This is a genomic window from Rhodococcus sp. NPDC055024 (assembly GCF_053608585.1).
The window spans coordinates 332892-357346 of sequence record NZ_JBSGVT010000003.1 but is presented as its reverse complement, the minus strand read 5'-3'; the positions used below and the strand labels follow the sequence as shown (position 1 = coordinate 357346).

Annotated in this window: 24 protein-coding genes; 20 read left to right on the top strand and 4 right to left on the bottom strand. The window is 63.9% G+C overall.

Annotated elements, in window-relative coordinates; translation table 11 throughout:
* Positions 1-2: 2 nt before the first annotated feature.
* The gene (locus ACWF6P_RS10365; RefSeq protein WP_452620950.1) at positions 3-617 is read right to left on the bottom strand and encodes an ArsR/SmtB family transcription factor; all 615 of its coding nucleotides are present in this window, start codon (positions 615-617) and stop codon (positions 3-5) included.
* Positions 618-690: 73 nt separating this feature from the next.
* Positions 691-1614 carry a KPN_02809 family neutral zinc metallopeptidase gene (ypfJ, locus tag ACWF6P_RS10360; protein WP_095970224.1) on the bottom strand — a complete coding sequence of 308 codons (924 nt, stop codon included), beginning with the start codon at positions 1612-1614 and terminating at the stop codon, positions 691-693.
* A 163-nt stretch (positions 1615-1777) separates the two neighbouring features.
* Between ypfJ and aspS the strand changes: the two genes are divergently transcribed.
* From aspS to ACWF6P_RS10345, 3 genes are all read left to right on the top strand, one after another.
* A complete protein-coding gene (gene aspS, locus ACWF6P_RS10355; RefSeq protein WP_452620949.1) occupies positions 1778-3601 on the top strand; it encodes an aspartate--tRNA ligase in 1824 nt (607 codons plus the stop codon).
* Between the two features lie 18 nt (positions 3602-3619).
* Positions 3620-4585: a DUF389 domain-containing protein gene (locus tag ACWF6P_RS10350; protein ID WP_452620948.1), complete on the top strand. Its 966-nt coding sequence runs from the start codon at positions 3620-3622 to the stop codon at positions 4583-4585.
* A 191-nt stretch (positions 4586-4776) separates the two neighbouring features.
* On the top strand, positions 4777-5958 hold the full coding sequence (locus ACWF6P_RS10345) for a kinase (RefSeq protein WP_452620947.1): 1182 nt from the start codon (positions 4777-4779) through the stop codon (positions 5956-5958).
* Between the two features lie 68 nt (positions 5959-6026).
* Here the strand turns inward: ACWF6P_RS10345 and ACWF6P_RS10340 are convergent, their stop codons facing one another.
* Positions 6027-6407: a nuclear transport factor 2 family protein gene (locus ACWF6P_RS10340; RefSeq protein WP_452620946.1), complete on the bottom strand. Its 381-nt coding sequence runs from the start codon at positions 6405-6407 to the stop codon at positions 6027-6029.
* Positions 6408-6596: 189 nt separating this feature from the next.
* On the opposite strand from ACWF6P_RS10340, the gene ACWF6P_RS10335 reads away from it, so the two are divergent.
* From ACWF6P_RS10335 to aroQ, 11 genes are all read left to right on the top strand, one after another.
* Entirely contained in the window at positions 6597-7940 is a 1344-nt protein-coding gene (locus ACWF6P_RS10335) for a replication-associated recombination protein A (protein WP_452621010.1), read from the top strand.
* A 77-nt stretch (positions 7941-8017) separates the two neighbouring features.
* Positions 8018-10690 (top strand): alanine--tRNA ligase, encoded by a 2673-nt coding sequence (gene alaS / locus ACWF6P_RS10330; RefSeq protein WP_452620945.1) that lies wholly within the window; start codon positions 8018-8020, stop codon positions 10688-10690.
* 2 nt (positions 10691-10692) lie between these two features.
* Entirely contained in the window at positions 10693-11226 is a 534-nt protein-coding gene (gene ruvX, locus ACWF6P_RS10325; RefSeq protein ID WP_230815526.1) for a Holliday junction resolvase RuvX, read from the top strand.
* Positions 11223-12533, top strand: a complete 1311-nt coding sequence (mltG, locus tag ACWF6P_RS10320) for an endolytic transglycosylase MltG (protein WP_452620944.1) — start codon at positions 11223-11225, stop codon at positions 12531-12533. The genes ruvX and mltG overlap by 4 nt, the downstream gene beginning before the upstream one ends.
* Positions 12523-13362, top strand: coding sequence for a shikimate dehydrogenase (locus tag ACWF6P_RS10315; protein ID WP_452620943.1), 840 nt, complete (start codon positions 12523-12525; stop codon positions 13360-13362). Before mltG ends, ACWF6P_RS10315 begins: the two co-directional genes overlap by 11 nt.
* A gap of 257 nt (positions 13363-13619) precedes the next feature.
* Positions 13620-14084, top strand: a complete 465-nt coding sequence (locus ACWF6P_RS10310; protein ID WP_452620942.1) for a prepilin peptidase — start codon at positions 13620-13622, stop codon at positions 14082-14084.
* 225 nt (positions 14085-14309) lie between these two features.
* Entirely contained in the window at positions 14310-15008 is a 699-nt protein-coding gene (locus ACWF6P_RS10305) for a S1 family peptidase (RefSeq protein WP_452620941.1), read from the top strand.
* Between the two features lie 111 nt (positions 15009-15119).
* Positions 15120-16307 carry a chorismate synthase gene (gene aroC, locus ACWF6P_RS10300; RefSeq protein ID WP_003944974.1) on the top strand — a complete coding sequence of 396 codons (1188 nt, stop codon included), beginning with the start codon at positions 15120-15122 and terminating at the stop codon, positions 16305-16307.
* Positions 16308-16320: 13 nt separating this feature from the next.
* Complete coding sequence (locus tag ACWF6P_RS10295; protein ID WP_230815531.1) at positions 16321-16830, top strand: shikimate kinase; 510 nt, start codon at positions 16321-16323, stop codon at positions 16828-16830.
* 25 nt (positions 16831-16855) lie between these two features.
* Positions 16856-17965: a 3-dehydroquinate synthase gene (gene aroB, locus ACWF6P_RS10290; RefSeq protein ID WP_452620940.1), complete on the top strand. Its 1110-nt coding sequence runs from the start codon at positions 16856-16858 to the stop codon at positions 17963-17965.
* Positions 17962-18390 (top strand): type II 3-dehydroquinate dehydratase, encoded by a 429-nt coding sequence (gene aroQ, locus ACWF6P_RS10285; RefSeq protein WP_452620939.1) that lies wholly within the window; start codon positions 17962-17964, stop codon positions 18388-18390. Before aroB ends, aroQ begins: the two co-directional genes overlap by 4 nt.
* A gap of 87 nt (positions 18391-18477) precedes the next feature.
* Here the strand turns inward: aroQ and ACWF6P_RS10280 are convergent, their stop codons facing one another.
* Positions 18478-19086 (bottom strand): B-4DMT family transporter, encoded by a 609-nt coding sequence (locus ACWF6P_RS10280; RefSeq protein WP_230815534.1) that lies wholly within the window; start codon positions 19084-19086, stop codon positions 18478-18480.
* Between the two features lie 111 nt (positions 19087-19197).
* On the opposite strand from ACWF6P_RS10280, the gene ACWF6P_RS10275 reads away from it, so the two are divergent.
* The 6 genes from ACWF6P_RS10275 (at position 19198) to ACWF6P_RS10250 (ending at position 24450) form a co-directional block, all read left to right on the top strand.
* A complete protein-coding gene (locus ACWF6P_RS10275; protein WP_452620938.1) occupies positions 19198-20280 on the top strand; it encodes a M24 family metallopeptidase in 1083 nt (360 codons plus the stop codon).
* 34 nt (positions 20281-20314) lie between these two features.
* Positions 20315-20878: an elongation factor P gene (gene efp / locus ACWF6P_RS10270; protein ID WP_230815536.1), complete on the top strand. Its 564-nt coding sequence runs from the start codon at positions 20315-20317 to the stop codon at positions 20876-20878.
* On the top strand, positions 20879-21376 hold the full coding sequence (gene nusB, locus ACWF6P_RS10265; RefSeq protein WP_214886555.1) for a transcription antitermination factor NusB: 498 nt from the start codon (positions 20879-20881) through the stop codon (positions 21374-21376).
* 160 nt (positions 21377-21536) lie between these two features.
* Positions 21537-22175 (top strand): bifunctional pyr operon transcriptional regulator/uracil phosphoribosyltransferase PyrR, encoded by a 639-nt coding sequence (gene pyrR, locus ACWF6P_RS10260; RefSeq protein ID WP_378445940.1) that lies wholly within the window; start codon positions 21537-21539, stop codon positions 22173-22175.
* Positions 22172-23116: an aspartate carbamoyltransferase catalytic subunit gene (locus ACWF6P_RS10255; protein ID WP_230815538.1), complete on the top strand. Its 945-nt coding sequence runs from the start codon at positions 22172-22174 to the stop codon at positions 23114-23116. Before pyrR ends, ACWF6P_RS10255 begins: the two co-directional genes overlap by 4 nt.
* 26 nt (positions 23117-23142) lie before the next feature.
* Positions 23143-24450 carry a dihydroorotase gene (locus ACWF6P_RS10250; protein ID WP_452620937.1) on the top strand — a complete coding sequence of 436 codons (1308 nt, stop codon included), beginning with the start codon at positions 23143-23145 and terminating at the stop codon, positions 24448-24450.
* Positions 24451-24455 lie beyond the last annotated feature (5 nt).

The following is a 24455-nucleotide window of genomic DNA, read 5'->3' as shown; positions in this document are numbered from 1 at the left end:
TGTTACTTCTCCGTTTCGGGCGCGTCGATGATGTGGGGTGTGGTGAGGCTGGGATGCAGGGCGACAACGAGGCGGTGTTTGCGTCCGCCTTCGGAGTTGCCGCCGTGGTACTTGGCGACGAGTGAGTTGATCGATTCGCCGAGTTCGCCGGCGAATGCGGCGCGGTCGGATGCAGTCGCAAAAATGATGTCGCTGTCGATGGCAAAGGACGCCAACGGTTTTCCGGCCGCTGTCGCCCCGGCGATCAGCTCGCCGACCTCTCGGACGATCCGCGCCGCCAGAGTGACGAGCCAGCGCGCCGAGAGCTGATCCGGGAACCGGCTCGGGTCCGGGGCGAGCGCAGACATGGCGGCAGGGGAGATGACGTACGACGCGGCGCTGGCCTGCATGATGCGCTCGGTCATGTTGCCCCGCTTGCGTTCCTCGACGAGTTCGACAAGTCCGTGCTCTTCGAGAGTGCGTAAGTGGTAGTTCACCTTTTGGCGTGTCAGTCCCACCCGAGGCGCAAGCGAGGATGCCGATCCCGGCACCGCCAATTCGGCCAGAATCCGTTGCCGTATCGGGTCGAGCGATGCCTCCGCGGCAGCGGGGCGATCGATGACTGCTACTTCCAACATGAGAAAACCATCCCACCGACAATAAATTCTGTCAAGACAGAAAAAATTGTCAGCAGGATGGTTTCGGGGTTCTCTACCGCTTCAGGTCGGGTGGGTTGTTCAGATCCCTCGCCGAGTAGGTGTCACACGAGGAGACCTGGCCTGTTTGATACCCAGTTGCGAACCACGCCTGACGTTGCGCGGACGATCCGTGTGTCCAGCCTTCGGGGTTGACCCGACCGGTCGTGGACTTCTGGATGCGGTCGTCACCCACCGAGGAGGCCGCCGACAGTGCGTCGCGAATGTCGTTCTTCGACAGGGGCTTCAGGAAAGGCTGGCCGGTTGCCTCGTCGGGAATCGTGTCCGCGAAATGCGCCCAGACGCCGGCGTAGCAATCTGCCTGGAGTTCCGTGCGGACCGCGCCGGACTCCTCACCCTGCGGGTCGGCTTGCGCTCGGCCGATGTCACCGAGCTGATTCTGGATGTGATGACCGAACTCGTGCGCGACCACGTACTCCTGCGCGAGCGGCCCTGCGCTGGAACCGAAACGGTCGACGAGCAGTTGGAAGAAACTCGTGTCGAAGTACGCCGTCTGGTCGGCCGGGCAGTAGAACGGACCGACATCACTCGACGCCTGTCCGCACCCGGTGTTGACCGAACCGCTGAACAAGACAACTTCGGGACGCACGTACGCCGTGCCGGTCTGCTTCACCAACTGCTGTTCCCAGACGTCGTCGAGGCTTCCGACGGTCAGAGTTACTCGGCAGTTCACGTCTGCGTTTGCCTGAGCGCCGGTGCACTCGTCGACCGACGACAGTCCGGTCGACGAACTCGAAGTCTCGGTAGACGTGCCCAGTAGTGAGCCGGGGTCACCGCCGAACAGCAGCGCCAGGATCAGAACGATGATGCCGCCCGCGCCACCGCCGATCGCGATTTTGCCGCCGCGGCCGCCGCCACCCCCGCCGCCTTGAACCTGAACGCGTCCCGCTTCGCCGCGGGCCCCCTCGTTGAAGGTCATCTATGTCCGCTTTCTGCTGTCGTGAACAAGTGCTTGCCGTCACTTCTGGAGATAGCTTCGCATGCGATGCGGGTCCGCGTTTCCGCTCTGCGCAGTTCGCTCCGTAGGATCGCAGGCAAAGTAGTCGGTCGTCGGTTATTGGAAGTAGTTCGAAAGGAATCCCGTGCTGCGCACACATCTCGCCGGTTCATTGCGACCCGAGCAGGCAGAGCAGACCGTAACGCTCACCGGTTGGGTAGCCAGGCGTCGTGATCACGGCGGAGTGATCTTCATCGATCTCCGTGATGCATCCGGAGTTGCGCAGGTAGTTTTCCGGGCAGGTGACGTGGCCGAGCAGGCGCACCGTCTGCGCGCGGAATACTGCGTTCGCGTGACCGGAACGGTCGAGGTTCGCCCCGAGGGCAACCAGAACTTCGAGATCCCCACGGGAGCAATCGAGGTCAACGCCACAGAACTCGAGGTTCTCAACGAAAGCGCACCGCTGCCGTTCCAGCTCGACGATCAGGTCGGCGAAGAAGCGCGTCTCAAGTACCGCTACCTCGACCTGCGTCGTGAAGGCCCCGGCTCCGCAATTCGCTTGCGCTCCAAGGTAAGTGCTGCAGCGCGCGGCGTTCTCTCGCACCACGAGTTCGTCGAGGTCGAAACGCCGACGCTCACGCGTTCGACGCCAGAGGGCGCCCGTGACTTCCTCGTTCCGTCACGCCTTCAGCCCGGTAGCTTCTACGCACTGCCGCAGAGCCCGCAGCTGTTCAAGCAGCTCCTCATGGTCGGCGGCATCGAGCGCTACTACCAGATCGCGCGTTGCTACCGCGACGAGGATTTCCGCGCCGATCGTCAGCCGGAGTTCACCCAGCTCGACATCGAGATGGCATTCGTCAACCAGGACGACATCATCCTGCTCGCCGAGGAAATCCTCACGGCGCTGTGGAAGCTGGTCGGCCACGAGATCAAGACGCCGATCGATCGCATGACCTACAACGAGGCAATGCGTCGTTACGGCAGCGACAAGCCGGACCTGCGTTTCGACATCGAACTGGTCGAGTGCATGGACTTCTTCAAAGACACGACGTTCCGCGTGTTCCAGGCCGAGTACGTCGGCGCCGTCGTGATGCCCGGTGGTGCAAGTCAGCCGCGCAAGCAGCTCGATGCTTGGCAGGAATGGGCCAAGCAGCGCGGGGCCAAGGGCCTGGCGTATGTGTTGGTCGGCGAAGACGGCACTCTCGGTGGCCCCGTCGCCAAGAACCTGACCGACGCCGAGCGCAAGGGCCTTGCTGCTCATGTCGGAGCTCAGCCGGGTGACTGCATCTTCTTCGCGGCGGGTGCAACCAAGCCGATGCGCGCGCTTCTCGGCGCAGCCCGTGGTGAGGTCGCACGCAAGAAGGATCTCATCGATCCCGACACGTGGGCTTTCGTGTGGATCGTGGACGCTCCGATGTTCGAGCCGACTGCCGACGCCACTGCTTCCGGTGACGTTGCGCTGGGCCACTCCGCCTGGACGGCCGTGCACCACGCGTTCACCTCGCCGAAGCCGGAGTTCTTCGACACGTTCGACACCGATCCGGATTCCGCTCTCGCCTACGCCTACGACATCGTCTGCAACGGCAACGAGATCGGCGGCGGCAGTATTCGTATCCACCGCAAGGACATTCAGGAACGAGTGTTCAAGGTGATGGGTATCTCCGAGGAAGAGGCGCAGGAGCAGTTCGGCTTCCTCCTCGACGCCTTCGCCTTCGGCGCGCCTCCGCACGGCGGAATCGCATTCGGCTGGGACCGCATCACCGCGCTCCTTGCCGGCATGGATTCCATCCGTGAGGTCATCGCGTTCCCGAAGTCCGGTGGCGGCGTCGACCCGCTGACGGATGCGCCGGCACCGATCTCGGCTCAGCAGCGCAAGGAATCGGGTATCGACGCGAAGCCCGAGAAGAAGTCCGAGGAGAAGAAGCCAGAGGACAAGAAGTCCGACGGCGACACCGGCGAAGCCAAGTAGAACCGACACCGGATCGCCATGCTGCATTTGCGGGTGATCTGCCCGACCGAGCGCACCGAGCAAGTTCTCGGTGCGCTCGCGTCGCAGCGGGGCGCAACACACATCGTCGTATTACGTGATGTCGCAGTTCATCCTGCCGGTGACATGGTGGAGGCCGACGTCGCCCGTGAGGCGGCCAACGACGTCGTCGATGCCCTGAACGAACTCGGCGTCGCCGAGGACGGCGGAATGACGCTCGTACCGGTCGAGACGGTGTTGTCGGCGGCGGCGCGCAAAGCCGAGCGTGACGTGCCGGGTGATCCAGCGGATTCCGTCGTGTGGGAGGAATTGCTGTCCCGCACGCGGGAAGAGTCAACACTCAACGGATTGTTCGTCGCGTTCCTGACGATCGCGTGTCTGCTGGCCGCGATCGGCGTTGTGACCGACTCACAGATCACGATCGTGGGCGCCATGGTCGTCGGCCCCGAGTTCGGGCCGCTGGCAGCCCTTGCGGTGGCACTGGTGCGGCGGGATCGACGGTTGCGCCGACGCTCGATTCTTGCGCTCGCCGTCGGATTCCCCATCGCGATGGGCGTGACTCTTGCCGCCACGGTCGTGGTGAAGTTCTTCGGATGGATGGACGTCGTGAGTCTCGAATCACTCCACGAGGTCGATTTCGTCTACAAGGTCGGGCCCATTTCGTTTGTCGTCGCCCTCCTCGCCGGCGCGGCCGGAATGCTGGCGCTCGTCTCCTCGAAGTCCGCCGCCTTGGTCGGGGTGTTCATCTCGGTCACCACAGTTCCCGCCGCTGGTTTCGCGGTGGTTGCGGCAGCGAACGGGGAGTGGCGGATCGCCGGGTTGTCGTCTCTGCAACTGGCGGTCAACCTGCTCGGGATAGTCATCGCCTGTGTACTCGTTCTCTGGGTCAGAACGCGGGCCGACGAGGAATTCGAAGCAGCATTGAAGGGCATTTCTCGATTTGTCGAAGACGACAAAACTCCATGACGTCGCCGGTTCGGAGTTCTGCTCACCGTCAGCAAAATTCTCGCGAGAACTGTGTGCCGATGTGGCGATTAGGGACTTTTGTCATCGCCGCAGGTAGGCGGCAATTTCTGTTGCTGTGAGGGCCCGAATTCTCCGCTGTGAGCGGATGAGCTTGGCATGATCGGAGTCACTAACGGGTAAGTTGGTCGGTGATGACCGCATTACTGGCAGACCCCGTTTCCGAAGTCGTCGCAGCTGCTGAGCAGTTGCTGACACGCCGCACAGGGGCACCCGTAACCCTGGTGGATCCAGTCGATCTCGGGGGGAGTGGCCGCACCGTCGTGCTGCGCGTCCGTGTCGCCGAGAATCCGTTCTCGTTGCCTCGCACACTGGTGATCAAGCAGGTCCGCGACAACTTCCAGGGAGCTACCAAGACGGCGATTGCGCTCCCCGCCGCATCCGAGGGCGACTTCGACGTCGAAACCGCCTTCCTCCGTGAAGCGGTGTCGTATCAGTTCGCCAACGCGCTTGCCAAGGACGCTCGCCCCGGCGCGGAACTGTTGGCGTCCGACCTCGACGCTCGTCTTTTGATCCTGAGTGATCTCGGCGACGCCACCGCCATCAGCGTCCGTCTCGAAGACTCCGACCCGGACACCGTCACGCACACGTTGATGGCCATGGCGCAGGCCATGGGCCGAATGCACGCCGCGACAGTAGGCCGTGAGGACGACTTCACCGCGCTGCTGCGTCGCGCCGAGGTCGCCCATTGCTCCGACGAAGTAGCGGATCAGGTGGGACGCGCCGTGGCCGGCGTTCCCACCATGCTGGTAGAAAGTCTCGGCATCGATGTGAGTTCGGACATTCTCGAGCAGGTGCACCACGCACAAACGCTGTTCAGTGGCGGCCGGTTCCGTGCATTCAGTCCGTCGGACCTGTGCCCGGACAACATCATCGTCAACGACGACGGCGTGCAGTTCCTGGACTACGAGTGGGGCGGCTACCGCGACGCCCTCCTCGACATCACGTACGCGCTGGTGTCGTTCCCCGGTTGCCTGTGCAACATCGACCTGACCGAAGAGCGAGCGTCGGCGATGGTGGATGCCTGGCGGGCCGAGGTCGTCGGGATGTGGCCCGCCCTGGCCGACGAAGCCGAGTTGGGACGCAGGATCGTCGAAGCCCAACTCATCTGGGTCTGGCTCAGCACCTATCTGTACCTGCCCGAAGACCATTCACGTATCGCTGCGGTCCGAGAGCACTATCTCTCGATCCCGCGCGCCGACGCCCTGGTCGGCCGTTGGGCCAGGCTCGCACGTTCGGCGCAGCTCGCCGGCAACGATGCCGTCGAAGCCCACGCCCGCGAGGTCGTGGCGGCGTTGCGCACCGAGTTCAGTTGATTCTCTGGCCACATGCAGAAGGGCGCCCGTGCACGCAGCACGAGCGCCCTTTCTTTGTCGAGGTCCGCTCAGTTGTCGGAGACCAGATCGCTCTCGGACAGATCCGTCGCTGCGAGCGCCGTCGCCAGATCAGGATGCCGGAACGTCGATGTGACCTGATCCGCCACGACTCGGAACGCCGAGGCCACAGTTGCGGACTTGTCCGGTTCGGCCGCCCACGTTGCGGTCTGTTCGACGACGACCACGCCGTGGTGGACGTACATCTTTCCGGGGACGAGTGTGATGCCGGCGTTGGTGGCCCACTCGCGCAGGGCAGCGAGTCCCTGGCTCGCGCCCTTGGGGCCGCCGACCTCGATGTCGTCACTCGACAACTGCAGCAGTGTGTCGACGTCTTGGGAGTTGAGTGCATCGTGCCACGCGAGGACGGTGGCGATCTCGGAGGTGCTCATGGCGACAACGCTATCCAATGCTGATTCCCAGCGGGGTGAGGGCTGGCGGAACAGCGGATTGTGTCAGGCGTCGGTGGTCTCTAGTAGCGTCGATTCGTGAGCGATTGGCAAGCGGAAGACAGTGTGGTGGTGAAAGACAGCGTGGTGGCGGAAGACGGCCTCTTCGAGGCAACACCGGAAGAGTCCGAGATCGACGAACCAGATGTCGTGTCGGTAGCCGAGCGCGCTTTGTCCTCGGTGCCGCCCGGCGCTCCTCTGGCTGTCCGCATGCGCCCGCTGACCCTTGGTGAGGTTGTCGGGCAGCAGCACTTACTCGGGCCCGGCGCGCCACTGCGCAGGATGGTCGAGGGATCCGGCGCCGCATCGGTGCTTCTGTACGGACCTCCCGGCACCGGCAAGACCACGCTTGCATCGTTGATCTCGGGTGCAACGGGCCGCCGGTTCGAGGCCTTGTCTGCTCTGTCCGCGGGTGTCAAGGAAGTCCGCGGTGTCATCGAACTCGCGCGCCGTCGCCTGCTGAACGGCGAACAAACAGTTCTGTTCATCGACGAGGTTCATCGTTTCTCCAAGACCCAGCAGGACGCCTTGCTCGCCGCGGTCGAGAACCGGATCGTTCTCTTGGTCGGCGCGACCACCGAGAACCCGTCGTTCTCCGTCGTCTCCGCGCTGTTGTCGCGCTCGTTGGTCCTGCAACTGCAATCGCTCACCGCTGCCGATGTCCAGGAACTGCTCGAGCGTGCGGTCTCGGACGAGCGAGGGTTCGGGGGAGCGATCACGATCGACGACGACGCGATGGAACACCTCGTCCGTTTGGCGTCCGGCGATGCACGCCGAGCCCTGACGGCACTCGAAGCCGCTGCCGGGGCCGCACTGGACACTGCAGGTGACGCGCCGGGTCCGGTGGTGCTCGACCTCGCGACCGTCGAGGCCAGCGTCGACAAGGCTGCGGTTCGGTACGACCGTGCCGGAGATCAGCACTACGACGTCATCAGCGCATTCATCAAGAGCATTCGCGGCTCCGACGTCGACGCCGCGCTGCACTACCTCGCACGGATGCTGACCGCGGGCGAAGACCCTCGATTCATCGCACGGCGTCTGGTCGTTCACGCCAGCGAAGACATCGGCATGGCCGATCCGACAGCTCTGCAGACTGCGACCGCCGCCGCGCAGGCAGTGCAGCTGATCGGCATGCCCGAGGCGCGTCTTGCTCTGGCACAAGCCACCATTCATCTGGCGACAGCCCCCAAATCGGGTGCGGTCATAGCCGCTCTCGGCGCTGCCATGGCCGACGTGGCCGCCGGAAAATCCGGACTCGTACCGCCGCATCTGCGCGACGGGCACTACAAGGGCGCCGAGCAATTGGGCAACGCAGTCGGTTACAAGTACCCGCACGACACACGTGATGGTGTTCTGCGGCAACAGTATCCGCCGGACGATCTGGTGGGTGTCGACTACTACCAGCCCACCGCGCACGGCAACGAGCGAGAGATCGCCGATCGGGTGAGCAAACTCCGCCGAATAGTTCGTGGCTGACGCCTGCCAGGTTCCACCGGTCGACGCGTTAGTCTGGACACCCATAGCTCGACGCTCTTGAAGGTAAGGACCGGTTAGTGCAAACCCACGAGATCCGCAGGCGATTCCTCGACCACTTCGTCAAGGCCGGCCACACCGAGGTGCCCAGCGCCTCGCTGATTCTCGACGACCCGAACCTCCTGTTCGTCAACGCGGGCATGGTTCCGTTCGTGCCGTTCTTCCTCGGGCAGCAGACGCCGTCCTACTCGCGCGCGACGTCCGTGCAGAAGTGCGTCCGCACCCTGGACATCGAAGAGGTCGGCATCACCACCCGCCACAACACCTTCTTCCAGATGGCGGGCAACTTCTCCTTCGGTGACTACTTCAAGAAGGAAGCCATCTCCCACGCCTGGCAGTTGCTGACAGGTTCGGTCGAGGACGGCGGATACGGCATCGATCCCACCCGCCTGTGGGCCACCGTCTACCTTGACGACGACGAAGCATTCGCGATCTGGCGCGACGAGGTCGGACTGCCCGAAGAGCGCATCCAGCGCCGCGGCATGAAGGACAACTACTGGTCCATGGGCATCCCAGGACCCTGTGGACCCTGCTCGGAGATCTTCTACGATCGCGGCTCCGAGTACGGCGTCGAAGGCGGCCCGGAAGCCGACGAGGACCGCTACATCGAGATCTGGAATCTCGTGTTCATGCAGAACGAGCGCGGCGAGGGCACCAACAAGGGCGACTACCCGATCCTCGGACCGTTGCCGAAGAAGAACATCGACACCGGTATGGGCGTCGAGCGCGTCGCGTTCCTCCTGCAGGGTGTCGAAAACGTCTACGAGACAGATCTTCTCCGCCCCGTCATCGACAAGGCCGCCGAACTGACCGGCAGTGTCTACGGGACCGACCACACTTCAGACGTCCGTTTCCGGGTCATCGCCGACCACGCACGCACCGCCGCGATGTTGATCGCCGACGGTGTGAACCCCGGCAACTACGGCCGCGGGTACGTCCTGCGTCGGTTGCTGCGTCGTATCGTGCGCTCGGCCAAACTGCTCGGCAGCGAGCAGCCCACCATGCGCGAGTTCATGATCGTCGTCCGCGACACGATGGCGCCGTCGTACCCGGTTCTGGAAACCGACTTCACGCGCATCGAGAACGTTGCCGTCGGTGAGGAGACCGCGTTCCTCAAGACGCTGGCCTCGGGATCGGCACTCTTCGAGAATGCTGCCGAGTCGGTCAAGTCGTCCGGAAAGTCGGTCATTGCCGGCGATCAGGCGTTTGCACTGCACGACACCTACGGCTTCCCGATCGACCTCACGCTCGAGATGGCGTCCGAGGCCGGTCTCACCGTCGACGAAGACGGTTTCCGCTCGCTCATGGCCGAGCAGCGTAAGCGCGCCAAGGACGATGCGCAGGCCCGTAAGCACGCTCACGCCGACCTCTCGGTCTACAAGGAACTGCTCGATCGAGGCGCCACCGAGTTCACCGGCTTCGACGAGCTCGTCTCCGAGGCTCACGTCCTCGCGCTGATCGTCGACGGCGTCCGCGTGCCGGTGGCGAAGGCCGGCCAGGACGTCGAGGTCATCCTCGACCGAAGCCCGCTCTACGCAGAGTCCGGCGGACAGATCGCCGACATCGGTTCGCTCACCGCTCCGGGCCTCGAAGCCAAGGTCAACGACGTGCAGAAGATCGCGAAGAAGGTCTGGACGCACAAGGTGACGGTCAAGAAGGGCGAGATCACCGAGGGTGACGTCGTGCTCGCACACGTTGATGCCGAGTGGCGCAAGGGCGCAACCCAGGGGCACTCCGGTACCCACATGGTGCACGCTGCGCTGCGTCAGGTGCTCGGCCCCAACGCGGTGCAGGCCGGCTCGCTCAACAAGCCGGGTTACCTCCGTTTCGACTTCTCCTGGCAGGGTGCGCTGTCCGAGTCCCAGAAGCAGGACATCGAAGCCCTCACCAACGAAGCCGTGGCGTCGAACTACGCGGTCAACACCTTTGTCACGGATCTCGACAAGGCCAAGTCGATGGGTGCGATGGCACTCTTCGGCGAGAACTACGGCGACGAGGTTCGCGTCGTCGAAATCGGCGGCCCGTTCTCGATGGAACTGTGCGGCGGTACTCACGTCGGAAGCTCCGCTCAGATCGGTCAGGTCACGCTGCTCGGTGAGCAGTCGGTCGGCTCCGGAATCCGACGCGTCGAGGCGTACGTCGGTTTGGATTCGTACCGCTACCTCGCCAAGGAGCGCGCGCTCCTGGCCGGACTGTCCTCCTCACTGAAGGTTCCTTCGGAAGAGGTGCCTGCTCGCGTCGAGGCGCTCGTCGAGCGACTCAAGGTGGCCGAGAAGGAACTCGAGCAGACCAAGGCCAAGGCTGTGCTGGCGTCGGCAGGCGAGTACGTCGCCAAGGCCAAGCGCATCGGCAGCGTCCTGGTGATCGCCGAACCGGCTCCTGCCGGAGTCGGTGGAAACGATCTGCGCAGCCTCGTCACGGACATCAAGGGTCGCCTCGGCTCCGAACCTGCCGTCGTAGCTCTCCTCGGTGACGTCGACGGCAAGGTCCCGTTTGTGGTCGCCTCGAGCAAGGCAGCTCAAGGTCTCGGTGTGAAGGCCGGCGAACTGGTCGCGTCGTTCGGACCCAAGATCGGCGGCCGCGGCGGCGGAAAGCCCGACATGGCCCAGGGCTCGGGTTCGGACTCCGCAGGAATCCCGGCGGCGCTCGATGCGATCCGGGACAGAGTCGGAGAGCTGGCGGGCGGCAGCTGACGGTGGTGGCTACGCAGCAGGGTCCCGATCGCCCCGGCATCGACGACCCTGGTCGCGGGCGGCGCATCGCCATCGACGTCGGCAGTGTTCGCATCGGCGTCGCGTCCAGCGACCCCGACGGCATCCTCGCGACACCGGTGGAAACGGTTCCACGCTCGAAGGAGCGTGGGCCCGACGCGCCGGATATCCGGCGCATTATCGACATCGTGTCCGAATACGAGGCCGTTGAGGTTATCGTCGGACTGCCACAGACGCTGCGCGGTGAGCAAGGTAAAGCCGCCGGTATCGCGACTGCATTCGCCAAACGACTGCAGCGGGCCGTCGAACCGATCCCGGTGAGACTGTCCGACGAACGACTGACGACCGTCACGGCTGCGCGCAATCTCCGCGAAAGTGGAGTCAAGGCACGCGGTCAGCGGCCGATGATCGATCAGGCTGCGGCGGTGGAAATCCTGCAAGGCTGGCTGGACGAGCGGAGTAGAGCTGTGAAACCAGGGGAGTCGTCGAAGGACGCTGCACTGGAGGGCGATCTGTGAACGCGCGGTGGGATGAGGGCGGCGGAAGCCGGCCCACCAGTTCGTTCGACTTCGACAACGACGAGACCATGGTCATGCGTGCGCTGCCGCAGAACATCGATCCGCCGCACATGTCGCGAGCCGAGGCACGCAAGCAACGCGAAGCGCGCAACAAGCGCGCCAAGCGAGGCAAGAAGGTCGGTGTCCTCGCCCTGCTGGTGTTGGTGATCGCAGTCCTCGGTGTCGGTGCATACGGCGCTCTCTGGTACATGGATCGCAACAAGACCGCGGAGGATTTCGCCGGCCCCGGCGGCGCACCCGTGGTCATCCAGATCAACAGTGGAGAAACCGCATCGGAGATCGGTGCGACGCTCGAGGCGAAAAACGTCGTCGCGAGTTCCGCTGCTTTCTACAACGCGGCGATCGCCAATCCGTCTGAGATCCAGAAGGTGCAACCCGGCTTCTACCAGGTGCCGGTGCAGAGTAGCGCCGCGAGCGCTCTCGACACCTTGGTTGCCCCGGACTCCCGAGTCGGCAGTGTTGTCATCGCCGAGGGGCGTCAGCTGCACGACAGTTCGGACGCGCAGACGGGCTCACTCAAGAAGGGCATCTACAACCTCATTTCCGAGGCGAGTTGTGTAGGCCCGGTTTCCGCTCAGAAATGTGTCTCGACAGATGAATTGAACACTGCGGGAGCATCTTCCGATCTGGCTTCGCTCGGCGTCCCGGACTGGGCCGTGTCTTCGGTCAAGAGCGTGCCGGACAAGGATCGTCAGCTTGAAGGTTTGATCGCCGCCAGCAGTTGGGATTTCGACCCGACTGCGACGCCCACCGAGATCTTGCGTGCGTTGGTCGAGGGCAGTGCAGCCAAGTACGAGGCCACCGGGATTCTGACAGCCGGAAGCGGCGTCGGGATGTCGCCGTACCAGTTGTTGGTGGCAGCGTCGTTGGTCGAGCGTGAGGCATTGCCTGGCGACATGGCCAAGGTCGCGCGAGTGATCGTCAACCGACTCGCCGTCGATCAGCCGTTGCAGTTCGACTCCACGGTCAACTACTCACTCGACACCACCGAGGTCGCCACCACGGATGCCGACCGTGAGCGCGTCACTCCCTGGAACACGTACGCGATGCCCGGCCTGCCCGCGACGCCCATCGCTTCGCCGAGCATCGACGCTCTCAAGGCCGTGGAATCCCCGGCAGACGGTGACTGGTTGTACTTCGTCACGATCAACAAGGAAGGCCAGACGCTCTTCACCAAGAGTTACGAAGAGCATCTCGCCAACATCGAACTGGCACAGCAAAGTGGGATTCTCGACAGTGGACGGTAGTACCGCGGCAACATTCGAGACGCCGCGTAAGGCAGCTGTTCTCGGAAGTCCGATCGCTCACTCGAAGTCGCCGTTGCTGCACCTTGCGGCGTACGAGGCTTTGGGCCTGAGCGATTGGACCTACGAGAGGATCGAGTGCACCGGCGAGCAGTTGCCTGCCCTCGTAGATTCACTCGGCCCCGAATGGGTCGGACTCTCCGTGACGATGCCCGGCAAGATCGCGGCACTCGAGTACGCCACCGAACGCACACCGAGGGCGGTGACCATCGGCTCGGCCAACACCTTGGTTCGCATCGACGGCGGTTGGCGTGCCGACTGCACGGACGTCGACGGAGTCAGCGGTGCCCTGATCGCCGGCGGTGTCGGCGATCTGAGCGGGAGTTCGGCGGTAGTTGTCGGCGCGGGCGGCACCGCGCGGCCGGCACTGGTCGCGTTGGCCGACATGGGAGTTCGGGCAGTCACCGTGGTCGCACGTGATCCGGGACGCGCATCCGGTGCCATCGAATGCGGTGGTGCTGTCGGGTTGGACATTGATCTGGTTGCGTTCGACGACGCACGGCTCGGTGGGATCTGCGCCGAATCCTCGGTCTTGGTCAGTACTGTTCCCGCAGATGCGGCAACGCCCTTCGCCCAGCAATTGGGGAAGGCGCGGTTTGTCCTCGACGCGATCTACAACCCCTGGCCGACGCCACTCGCTTCGGCCGTCGAGGCGGCTGGTGGCACGGTGATCGGTGGCCTCGAGATGTTGCTCAATCAGGCCTTCGGACAGGTCGAGCAGTTCACGGGCAAGCCCGCTCCGCGAGAGGCGATGGCAGCCGCTATCGCCTAGCTCTGTTCACAGGGCCCAGGTAGTCCACAAGACGATTCGTAGTCTGGCTCTGGTGAACGCCAGACCCCAAGCTCGAAACTATGTGGACGTTGGTGGTCTTGGCAGGCGCTGGGGTCGTCGCAGGTGCCTGTGCTCGGGCGATCGCCGACAGTTGGTTGCGGCGACACGGTTATCGACCAGTCACGACTCGCTGGTGTGCGCCGCAGTGCGCCGTCGCAACAGGTTGGGTTGTCGTCGGTGCGCTGAATAACTCAGTGGTGCAGCTAATTTCAGGTCTCGCTGTGGTGTGGTGGTGCGTTGCGATCTCGACTGTCGACCTGGCTGTGCGCCGGCTACCCAACAGTTTCACCTTGCCGGGCTACGTAGTCGTGATGGTCTACGCGACGGTGTCGGGAACGGTGTGGGCAGCCGCGATGGGATCGGTACTGCTCGCCGGAATCCACCTCCTGGCGCACGTGATGTCGCCCCGTTCCATGGGTCTCGGCGATGTGAAGCTCTCGCTTCCGCTGGGTGCACTGACCGGATTGGTGGGAGCGGACGCCTGGCTGTGGTCGTTGACCTCCGCGTCGGTACTCACCGCAGCCCTGGGTATCGTGCTCGAACTTCGTCGAAGACTCGACCGTCGAAATTCCGGCCCGGTAGCCCACAATTCGCCCATCGCGCACGGACCCTCGATGTGCCTGGCAGCATGCGGTTCGATTGCGTTTGCCTGGTGGACGTGACGAGCGCAACGTTCACGACGAAAGCTCCGTCATTGAGGATTCAACGACGGATCGTGATCTGCAGGAAAGACGTAACCGTCGGTTTCATTTGTTCGGGCATCGTAAGCGCGCAGTCCCAGTATGCGGCGCGTCGGACTTGCCGAATGTCCACACACTGTCGTTCACTGTGGTTTCGGAAATGGGACAAAACGAATCTCGTTTCGCACTCGATTATCGGGGGAACCTATGCGCACAAGGCTTTTCGTCGCTGCGGCAGCCTGTTTGGCGGCTGTGGCTGCAGGGGCAGGCGTCGCCGGCGCCGCGCCTGCACCATCTTCGGTGGCACTGGGCGGGGGCTCAGGAATCCTGCTGCCGGACGTGGATCACTCCGATCCCGACCGAGTTGCGGCGTGCACGTTGACCGCGGTCGGCTATGACAACGCCGGTTCGCTCGTGGCACTCACCGCCGGACACTGCGGAGTTGTCGGGGACCGGGTGTTCGCCGAATACCTGCCCGAAGCTGGTCCTATCGGCCGATTCACCTACTCGAGTCCGGTCTCGGACATCGCCGTAATCGATCTCGACGACGCAAAGGTCGCTCCGCTGCGCACCGTCGGCGGCACGACGATCAACGGTATCGGCGCCCCGCCGGCACCGGGCACGATCGTGTGCAAGGAAGGCCGTTCGACCGGCAACACGTGCGGCATTACATGGGGCTACGACTCCGTCTACGGAGAGATCGTCGAGCACACGTGCTCGATTCCCGGTGACTCCGGTGGACCACTCGTCGTCGGCGATCGCCTGGTGGGCTTGATCAGCAACGGCTTCCCGCCGTACTGCTTCGAGCCGCTCCCGCCGCCGTTCCATGCTCCCGACAACTCGGCGGACATCAACATCGGTTTGGCTGACATCAACGCCAACGGTGGAGGATTCCGCCTTCTCTAGACCCACAGGTACCGCTGAGATGGCCCACACGCATCGTGCGTGTGGGCCATCTGCGTTCGCCTGGAGGGCCACTGTGACAACTGAGGTCTGCGACGTGGAAAGATGGTCGGCGTGCTGCGTTGGATAACTGCCGGAGAATCCCATGGTCCCGCCCTCGTCGCGATGCTCGAGGGCATGGTCGCGGGGGTCGAAGTGACCTCTGAGGCCATCTCGTCCGAACTTGCCCGTCGTCGACTCGGTTACGGCCGTGGCGCGCGGATGAAGTTCGAGGCCGACAAGGTCACCATCATCGGCGGTGTCCGCCACGGATTTACGCTCGGTGGCCCCGTGGCTATCGAAATCGGCAACACCGAGTGGCCCAAGTGGGAAACCATCATGTCCGCCGACCCGGTCGACCCGGACCTGCTTGCCGATCAGGCTCGCAATGCCCCGCTGACGCGTCCGCGTCCCGGTCACGCCGATTACAGCGGCATGCTCAAGTACGGCTTCAATGACGCGCGTCCCGTCCTCGAGCGCGCCAGCGCTCGCGAGACCGCAGCTCGGGTAGCCGCCGGAACCGTCGCACGGTCGTTCCTGCGTCAAGTATTCGGTGCCGAGGTCGTCTCACACGTCATTTCCATCGGTGCTTCCGAGCCTTACGTCGGTCCCGTGCCGGAGGGCAAGGATCTGGACGCGATCGACGCGAGCCCGGTCCGCGCATTCGACAAGGCCGCCGAAGAGTCGATGATCGCCGAAATCGAATCGGCAAAGAAGGACGGCGACACCCTCGGTGGCGTCGTCGAGGTCGTCATCCACGGCCTGCCGGTCGGACTCGGCACCTTCGTCAGCGGCGCCGAGCGTCTCGATTCACGACTTGCCGCTGCCCTCATGGGAATTCAGGCCATCAAAGGCGTCGAGGTCGGTGACGGCTTCGAAACCGCGCGTCGTCGTGGCAGTGAGGCTCACGACGAAATCCGTCCGGGCCCGGACGGCATCGTGCGCTCCACCAACCGCGCAGGCGGTATCGAAGGTGGCATGACCAATGGCGAGGCTCTGCGAGTTCGCGCCGCGATGAAGCCGATCTCGACGGTTCCGCGCGCTCTGGCGACGGTCGACATGGAGAGCGGCGAAGAGGCCGTGGCCATCCACCAGCGCAGTGACGTGTGCGCGGTTCCGGCCGCCGGCGTCGTCGCCGAGTCGATGGTTGCACTTGTCGTCGCTCAGGCCGCACTCGAAAAGTTCGGTGGTGATTCCATTGCTGAAACCACTGCCAACTACCGTCGTTACGCCGAGGGCATCGCAGCCCGACCGCCTCGATAGGACTCACGTATCGATGAAGCCGAAGGCTGTACTCATCGGTCCGCCCGGCGCCGGCAAATCGACCATCGGTCGACGCCTTGCGCAGGCCCTCGAACTCGAATTGGTCGATACCGACGCCGAGATCGAACGGACCACGGGTAGGACCATTCCGGAGATCTTCACCCACGACGGAGAGCCTCGGTTTCGTGAGATCGAGGAAGCGGTGGTCCGCGACGCGTTGCAGGCGACCGACGGAATCGTCTCGCTCGGCGGTGGTGCGATCCTCTCCGATCGCACCCGCGAGTTGCTTCAGGGTCACACGGTCATCTACCTGGAGATCAGTGTCGCCGAAGGGCTTCGCCGCACGGGGGCGAACAATCATCGTCCGCTGCTGGCCGGTGGAGATCCCAAGGTCAAGTACCAGGAGCTGATGAGGCGCCGTCGTCCGCTGTACCGGCGTTCGGCCACGATTCGGATTCGGACCGACGGCCGCAGTCCGGCGCGTGTCGTCGGGCAATTGGTGTCGAAACTTCAAGACAAATGAACAACCGGAGCGGAGTAGTGGAGCAGTGACCGAACCCGTACGTGTAGAGGTGAAGACCGCAAGTCCCTACCCGGTCGTGATCGGCCGCGGCCTACTCGGCGATCTTGTTGCCGAGTTCGACGGCGCGCGCACTGTCGCGATCTTCCATCAGCCGCCGCTCGCAGAGACCGCGGAGGCAGTACGGGCTGCGTTGGCGGAGAAGGGAATCGACGCTCACCGTATCGAAATTCCCGACGCCGAAGACGGTAAAGATCTTGCCGTCGCCGGCTTCTGCTGGGACGTACTCGGCCGGATCGGTCTGACTCGCAGCGACGCGATCATGAGCTTGGGTGGGGGAGCGGCGACCGACCTCACCGGCTTCGTGGCTGCCACCTGGATGCGCGGCGTCAAGGTTGTTCACGTGCCGACCACGTTGCTCGCGATGGTCGACGCAGCGGTGGGCGGCAAAACCGGTATCAACACCGAAGCGGGCAAGAACCTCGTCGGTTCGTTCCACGAACCCGGAGCGGTGTTCATCGATCTCGCGACGCTCGAGACGGTGCCGCACAACGAGATCGTTGCCGGCATGGCCGAGGTCATCAAGACCGGATTCATCGCCGACCCGGCGATCTTGGATCTGATCGAAGCAGATCCCAAGGCGGCTCTCGATCCGTCGGGAACTGTTCTGCCCGAGCTGATTCGGCGCTCCGTCGAGGTCAAGGCCAAGGTCGTGGCCGCGGATCTGCGCGAGTCGGATCTGCGCGAAATCCTGAACTACGGCCACACGCTCGGCCACGCGATCGAACGTCGTGAGCGGTACAAGTGGCGCCACGGTGCCGCTGTTTCCGTCGGCCTGGTCTTCGCAGCCGAACTCGGACGGCTCGCCGGTCGACTCGACGACGCCACCGCGGATCGTCACAAGTCGATCCTCGACCTCGTCGGCCTGCCGACGTCGTACGACGGTGACGCGTTCGGTGATCTGCTGAAGGGAATGCAGACCGACAAGAAGAACCGTGCCGGGCTGCTTCGTTTCGTGGTCCTCGACGGACTGGCCAAACCGGGCCGCCTCGAAGGGCCGGATCCGAGCTTGTTGGTCGCGGCGTACTCCGCGATTGCCCGCGACCCGAGGCCCGCCGGCGGAACGGTCCTGTTGTGAGGATCAACGTCGTCAACGGACCCAATCTGGGGCGTCTGGGTAAGCGTCAGCCCGAGGTCTACGGGGCGACCACACACGATGATCTGATCGAATTGTGTGTCGCGGCGGGCAAGGATCTCGGCGTCGAGGTGGTCGTTCGTCAGAGCGATCACGAAGGTGATCTGCTCGGCTGGATCCACGACGCAGCCGACGCGGGGGAACCGGTGATTCTCAACGCCGGTGGCTTGACCCACACATCGGTGGTCCTGCGCGATGCGTGTGCCGAACTGACCGCCGGACTGGTCGAGGTGCACATTTCGAACGTTCATGCGCGAGAAGAGTTTCGGCACCATTCCTACCTGAGCCCGATCGCGACCGGTGTGATCGTCGGACTCGGCGTCGCCGCGTATCCGCTGGCGATCAGGTTCCTCGCCGAGCGGGGCTGACCGAAGCGAAGTCGAAAGTACAGCCACACGAATGCGGCCCCGAGGAAAATTTCCTCGGGGCCGCAGTCGGTTGTGTAGACGGTGGCGTTACTGCTCGCGCTTGCCCAGATCGATCGCCGGGAAGACCGCGGTATCGGCGTCGGATTCCTCGACGGACATGGCGGCTCCGCTGTATGCGTGCTGCTCGGTGGGGGAGTCGTAGCCCTCGCTGACAGGCACTGGTTCGCGATGACGCTCGTGGGTCGGGGTCTGCGGAGCTGTTCCGTTCTTGCGCTGTTCACGGCTGACGAAGAAGCGTCCGACGGTGATGGCGACCATGGCGGGGACGAAGATGAGAAGGATCGTGAACGCCGCACCAGAGGTCACCTCGAAGAACAAGCCCTGCTGGGTCAGCTCGAGGGAGGGGACCAGGCTGAGTGCCCAGCTGGCAGCGCCGGCGACGAATCCGCCGACCAGTGCAGCCTTGAGCCACAGCATGGTCAGATCGGCGCCGTCTTCGGGTTCGGGGAAGTCTCGGCGGTCACGAATGCCGTCGATACCACCCCAGATTGCAGCGAAGACGATGACGATCAACAGGGAGAGCCAGCGCAGGGTGGACCCCTGAAGTGGCCACTGTGCGATTGCTGCACCGAGCAACGCACGAAACACAACATGTATCAGGGCCATGCCGAGGCCACGTACCAACCACGCGTTCATGGGTACAGCCTAACTAGAACCCATTACACCTTGTGGCCTAACCCACACTTATTGCTGTAACCGTGAGTTTCGAGTTGATCGGCAGGTCTGCGCGGGCGGTAGGTTCGAGGGATGCCGGTCGACTTCAGAACACGCCGTGAATCCCTCAGACGCCTCCTCTCGGAGCGCGAACTCGACGCGATTCTCGTCACAGATCTCCTCAACATCAGATACCTCACCGGATTCACCGGTTCGAATGCGGCGCTCGTCGTCAGTGTGTCCGACGAACGCGAGACGGTGATCTGCACCGACGGTCGTTACGTGACGCAGGTGGCGGAGCAGGTGCCGGACCTTCGTGCCGAAATCGCCCGTTCGAGTGCTGCGCACTTGATCGAGACGTCCACGGTGCCCGTTCTCGCGTTCGAGTCACATGTGGCGACATTCGCCGAACATCGGGCATGGACCGAGGCAGCGCCGAAGATCAGGTTCGAACCGGTGAGCGGACTTGTCGAACAATTGCGCATGGTCAAGGACGAGCACGAGGTGGAGTTGTTGCGCGCGGCGTGCACCGCAGCCGATGTCGCGTTGGCGCAGTTGATCGCTCGCGGTGGCCTGCGACCTGGCCGAACGGAACGAGAGGTCGGCCGCGAGCTGGAAAACCTGATGCTCGACAACGGTGCAGACGGTATTTCCTTCGAGACGATCGTGGCGGCCGGTGCCAACTCGGCAATTCCCCATCACCGGCCGACCGGCGCGATTCTTGCGTCGGGAGACTTCGTCAAACTCGACTTCGGAGCTCAGGTCGGCGGGTATCACTCCGACATGACCCGGACCTACGTGCTCGAGTCCGTTTCCGATTGGCAACGGGAGATTTACGAGCTCGTCGCGCGTTCGCAAGCTGCCGGTTGCGACGCCCTCGCTCCGGGTGTCGAATGTGCGGCAGTCGACGCCGCTGCCCGTGCGGTGATCGACGATGCAGGCTACGGCGAGTTGTTCCTGCACGGCCTCGGCCACGGTGTGGGCCTCGAAATCCACGAAGCACCGGGGATCGGCAAGCTCGGCACCGGTACACTTCTTTCCGGCGCGGCGGTGACCGTCGAGCCGGGCGTGTACTTCTCCGGGCGCGGAGGTGTACGGATCGAGGACACGCTCGTTGTTCGTGAGCAGGGGCCAGAGCTGCTCACACTGACCGCAAAAGACCTTACCGTCGTCTGAGACGGTTTCCCGACCCCTAGGAGACGCGAAGCAAGTGGCTTCCACCAGTGATTTCAAGAATGGTCTGGTTCTGCAGATCGAAGGCCAGCTGTGGACGATCATCGAGTTCCAGCACGTCAAGCCCGGCAAGGGCCCTGCCTTCGTGCGCACCAAGCTCAAGAACGTGCTCTCGGGCAAGGTAGTGGACAAGACGTTCAACGCCGGTGTGAAGGTCGAGACCGCCACGGTCGACCGTCGTGACATGACCTACCTGTACCACGACGGCAGCGACTACATCTTCATGGACGGCGACACCTACGACCAGGTGTCGATCAGCGAAGCCACCGTCGGCGACCAGTCGCGTTTCCTGCTCGAGAACATGGCAGTCCAGGTCGCTACCCACGAAGACGTTCCCCTCTTCGTCGAGCTTCCGGTCACCGTCGAGCTCGTCGTCAAGCACACCGATCCCGGCCTGCAGGGCGACCGCTCCACCGGCGGCACCAAGCCTGCCACCCTCGAGACCGGTGCCGAGATCAACGTCCCGCTCTTCATCAACACCGGTGACAAGCTCAAGGTCGATTCCCGTGACGGCAACTACCTCGGGCGTGTGAATTCCTGAGTGTCCGGCACACATAAGAAACTCGGTGCACGCCACAAGGCGCGCAAGCGTGCTGTCGACTTCCTCTTCGAAGCCGAAGCACGTGACCTCGATCCGGTCGCACTCGCATCGGAGCGTTCAGACCTGGCCGTCAAGGACGATGCGGTAGCGCCCGTCGCGGCCTACACCGTCACGTTGGTCTCCGGAGTTGCGGAGAACCTGGATCGCATCGATCAGGTCATCTCCTCGCATCTGCAGGATTGGACGCTCGAGCGTCTGCCTGCGGTGGACCGCGCGATTCTGCGTATCGCAGTGTGGGAGCTCTTCCACGCGACGGACGTTCCGCCGGTTGTCGCCGTGGACGAGGCTGTCGAACTCGCGAAGCAGCTTTCGACGGACGACTCTCCGGGATTCGTCAACGGAATCCTCGGGCAGGTCGTTCTCGTTGCGCCGCAGGTCCGATCAGCTGCAGCTGCGACATCTCAGCGCGCGCAGGAATCGGATTCGGGTACCGAGTAGCAAGTTTTGTTCCACCACCCGCCGTGCGAGTTGTGTGTCTGCACACAACCGGTTCGAGTGACTGCTCGCACGGCGGGATCAGGTCTGTCGGCTGATAGGGTGGGGACCGTCAGACATCCTTTAACGATCCGTCCAGTGAGGCGGAGAAGGAGGTCGCTGCATGAGCGTGCCCGAAGGGTCTCGCCCATCCGATCTTGCAGGTCCAGATAACGCGAAGGCACCCGGTGCCGAGGCAAGTAGCGAGACCCGCGAATTGTTGTCCGCCCAGGATGTGGGCCGGACCATCGCGCGGATCGCTCACGAGATCATCGAGAAAACCGCACTCGACGGACCAGAGGGAACAGCCCCGCGTGTAGTCCTGATCGGTATTCCGACGCGCGGCACTACTCTCGCCACGCGACTGCGGGCCAAGATCGAAGAATTCTCCGGTGTGCGTCTTCCCATCGGATCTCTCGACATCACGCTTTACCGTGATGATCTCCGGAACAAACCGCACCGCCCGCTCGAGCGAACGTCCGTCCCTGAAGGCGGCGTCGACAATGCGCTGGTCGTTCTCGTGGACGACGTCCTCTTCTCCGGTCGCACCGTGCGTTCCGCCCTCGATGCGTTGCGTGATCTCGGCCGCCCACGTGCGGTGCAACTCGCGGTGTTGGTCGATCGTGGTCACCGTGAACTGCCGCTGCGCGCCGACTACGTCGGCAAGAACGTCCCGACCGCGAGGTCCGAGGACGTCAAGGTTCTCCTCCAGGAGCACGACGGCAGGGAAGCGGTAGTCATCTCCGGAGGTAAGAGCGCGTGAAGCACCTTCTTTCCATCGCGGACCTCAATCGTGAGTCCGCGGTTGAACTTCTCGACGAGGCAGAACGGTTCGAGCAGGCGCTTCTGGGACGCGAGGTACGCAAACTCCCGACGCTGCGCGGACGCACGGTCATGACGGTGTTCTTCGAGAACTCGACGCGCACCCGGGTGTCTTTCGAGGTGGCGGGCAAGTGGATGAGTGCCGACGTCATCAACGTCAGCGCGTCCAGTTCCTCGGTGTCCAAGGGTGAATCCCTGCGCGATACGGCGATGACCTTGCGCGCGGCCGGTGCCGACGCACTCATCGTGCGCCACCCGGCGTCGGGCGCCGCCCATCAGATCGCCAAGTGGACCGGAGCGGCCGACGACGGTGGCCCGGCAGTCATCAACGCAGGTGACGGCACCCATGAGCATCCCACCCAGGCGCTTCTCGACGCTCTGACCCTCCGCCAGCGTCTCGGCGACATCGAGGGCAAGCGGATCGCCATCGTCGGCGACATTCTGCACAGCCGTGTGGCGCGCTCCAATGCGCTGCTGCTCTCGATGCTCGGCGCCGAGGTTGTTCTTGTCGCCCCGCCGACACTGCTCCCGGTCGGTGCGCACACGTGGCCGGTCACGGTCTCGCATTCACTCGACGCCGAACTGCCCGGCCTCGACGCGGTGCTGATGCTCCGTGTTCAGGCCGAGCGAATGAACGGCGGCTTCTTCCCGTCGCAGCGCGAGTACTCGATCAACTACGGCCTGTCCGAGAAGCGACTGGCGATGCTGGCCGATCATGCGGTGGTCTTGCACCCCGGACCGATGCTGCGCGGCATGGAGATCGCATCCGCCGTCGCCGATTCCTCGAAAACTGCTGTACTGCAACAGGTTACCAACGGTGTGCACATGCGCATGGCTGTCTTGTTCCGGCTTCTGGTCGGTTCAGAAGACGGTGCGCTGTGACGAGAAACGAGAACGGAGAATCACCCGTGAGTGTCCTGCTCCGCGGAGTCCTGATCTACGGAGAAGGGGAGCCCACCGACGTACTCGTCGGCGAGGGCACCATCCTCGAGATCGGCGTGAACCTCGATCCGGCCACGGCGTCCGAGGTGATCGACGCCGGCGGGCAGGTCCTGCTTCCCGGCTTCGTGGACCTGCACACACATCTGCGTGAGCCCGGTCGTGAGGATACCGAGACCATCGAAACCGGCAGCTCGGCAGCCGCTCTGGGTGGATACACCGCGGTCTTCGCGATGGCCAACACGAGCCCTGTCGCCGATTCGGTGGTCATCACCGACCATGTGTGGCGACGTGGGCAGGAAGTCGGCCTCGTCGACGTCCACCCCGTCGGCGCAGTCACTGCGGGCCTGGAGGGCAAGCAACTCGCCGAGATGGCGACGATGGCGGCCGGCGTCGGCAAGGTCAAGATGTTCTCCGACGACGGTCACTGCGTCTACGACCCACTGATCATGCGTCGCGCGCTCGAATACTCCAGCTCGCTGGGCGTTCTGATCGCGCAGCACGCCGAAGAGCCGCGCCTGACGGTCGGTGCGGTTGCGCACGAGGGTCCCACCGCTGCACGTCTCGGCCTGGCCGGGTGGCCGCGAGCAGCCGAAGAATCGATCGTCGCACGCGACGCACTGCTCGCGCGTGACGCCGGTGCCCGCGTTCACATCTGCCACGCATCCACCGCCGGAACGGTCGAGCTCGTGAAGTGGGCTCGCAGCCAAGGGATTTCGATCACCGCCGAGGTCACGCCGCATCACCTGCTCCTCGACGATTCACGCCTCGAGACGTACGACGCGATCAACAAGGTCAACCCTCCTTTGCGTGAGGCCAGCGATGTTGCTGCCCTGCGCAAGGGACTGGCCGAGGGCATCATCGACTGCGTCGCGACCGACCATGCTCCGCACGCCGAGCAGGACAAGTGCTGCGAATTCGCAGCAGCTCGCCCCGGAATGCTCGGCCTCGAGACAGCGCTCTCGATCATCGTCGAGACGATGGTTCAGCCTGGCCTGCTGGACTGGCGCGGTGTTGCCCGGGTCATGAGTGAGCGCCCCGCGGCAATTGTGGGCCTCGATGATCAGGGCCGCCCGATCGAGGTGGGGGAGCCCGCCAACCTGACATTGGTCGATCCTTCGGCCGAGTGGACGGTCCACGGCCCCGACCTGGCGAGTGTCGCGCATAACACTCCGTACGAGTCGATGACATTGCCCGCTCGGGTCACGACCACACTGTTACGTGGCCGCATCACCGCACACGACGGGAATGTGCGGCTGCGGAGTAGCGAGGAGTAGCGCGT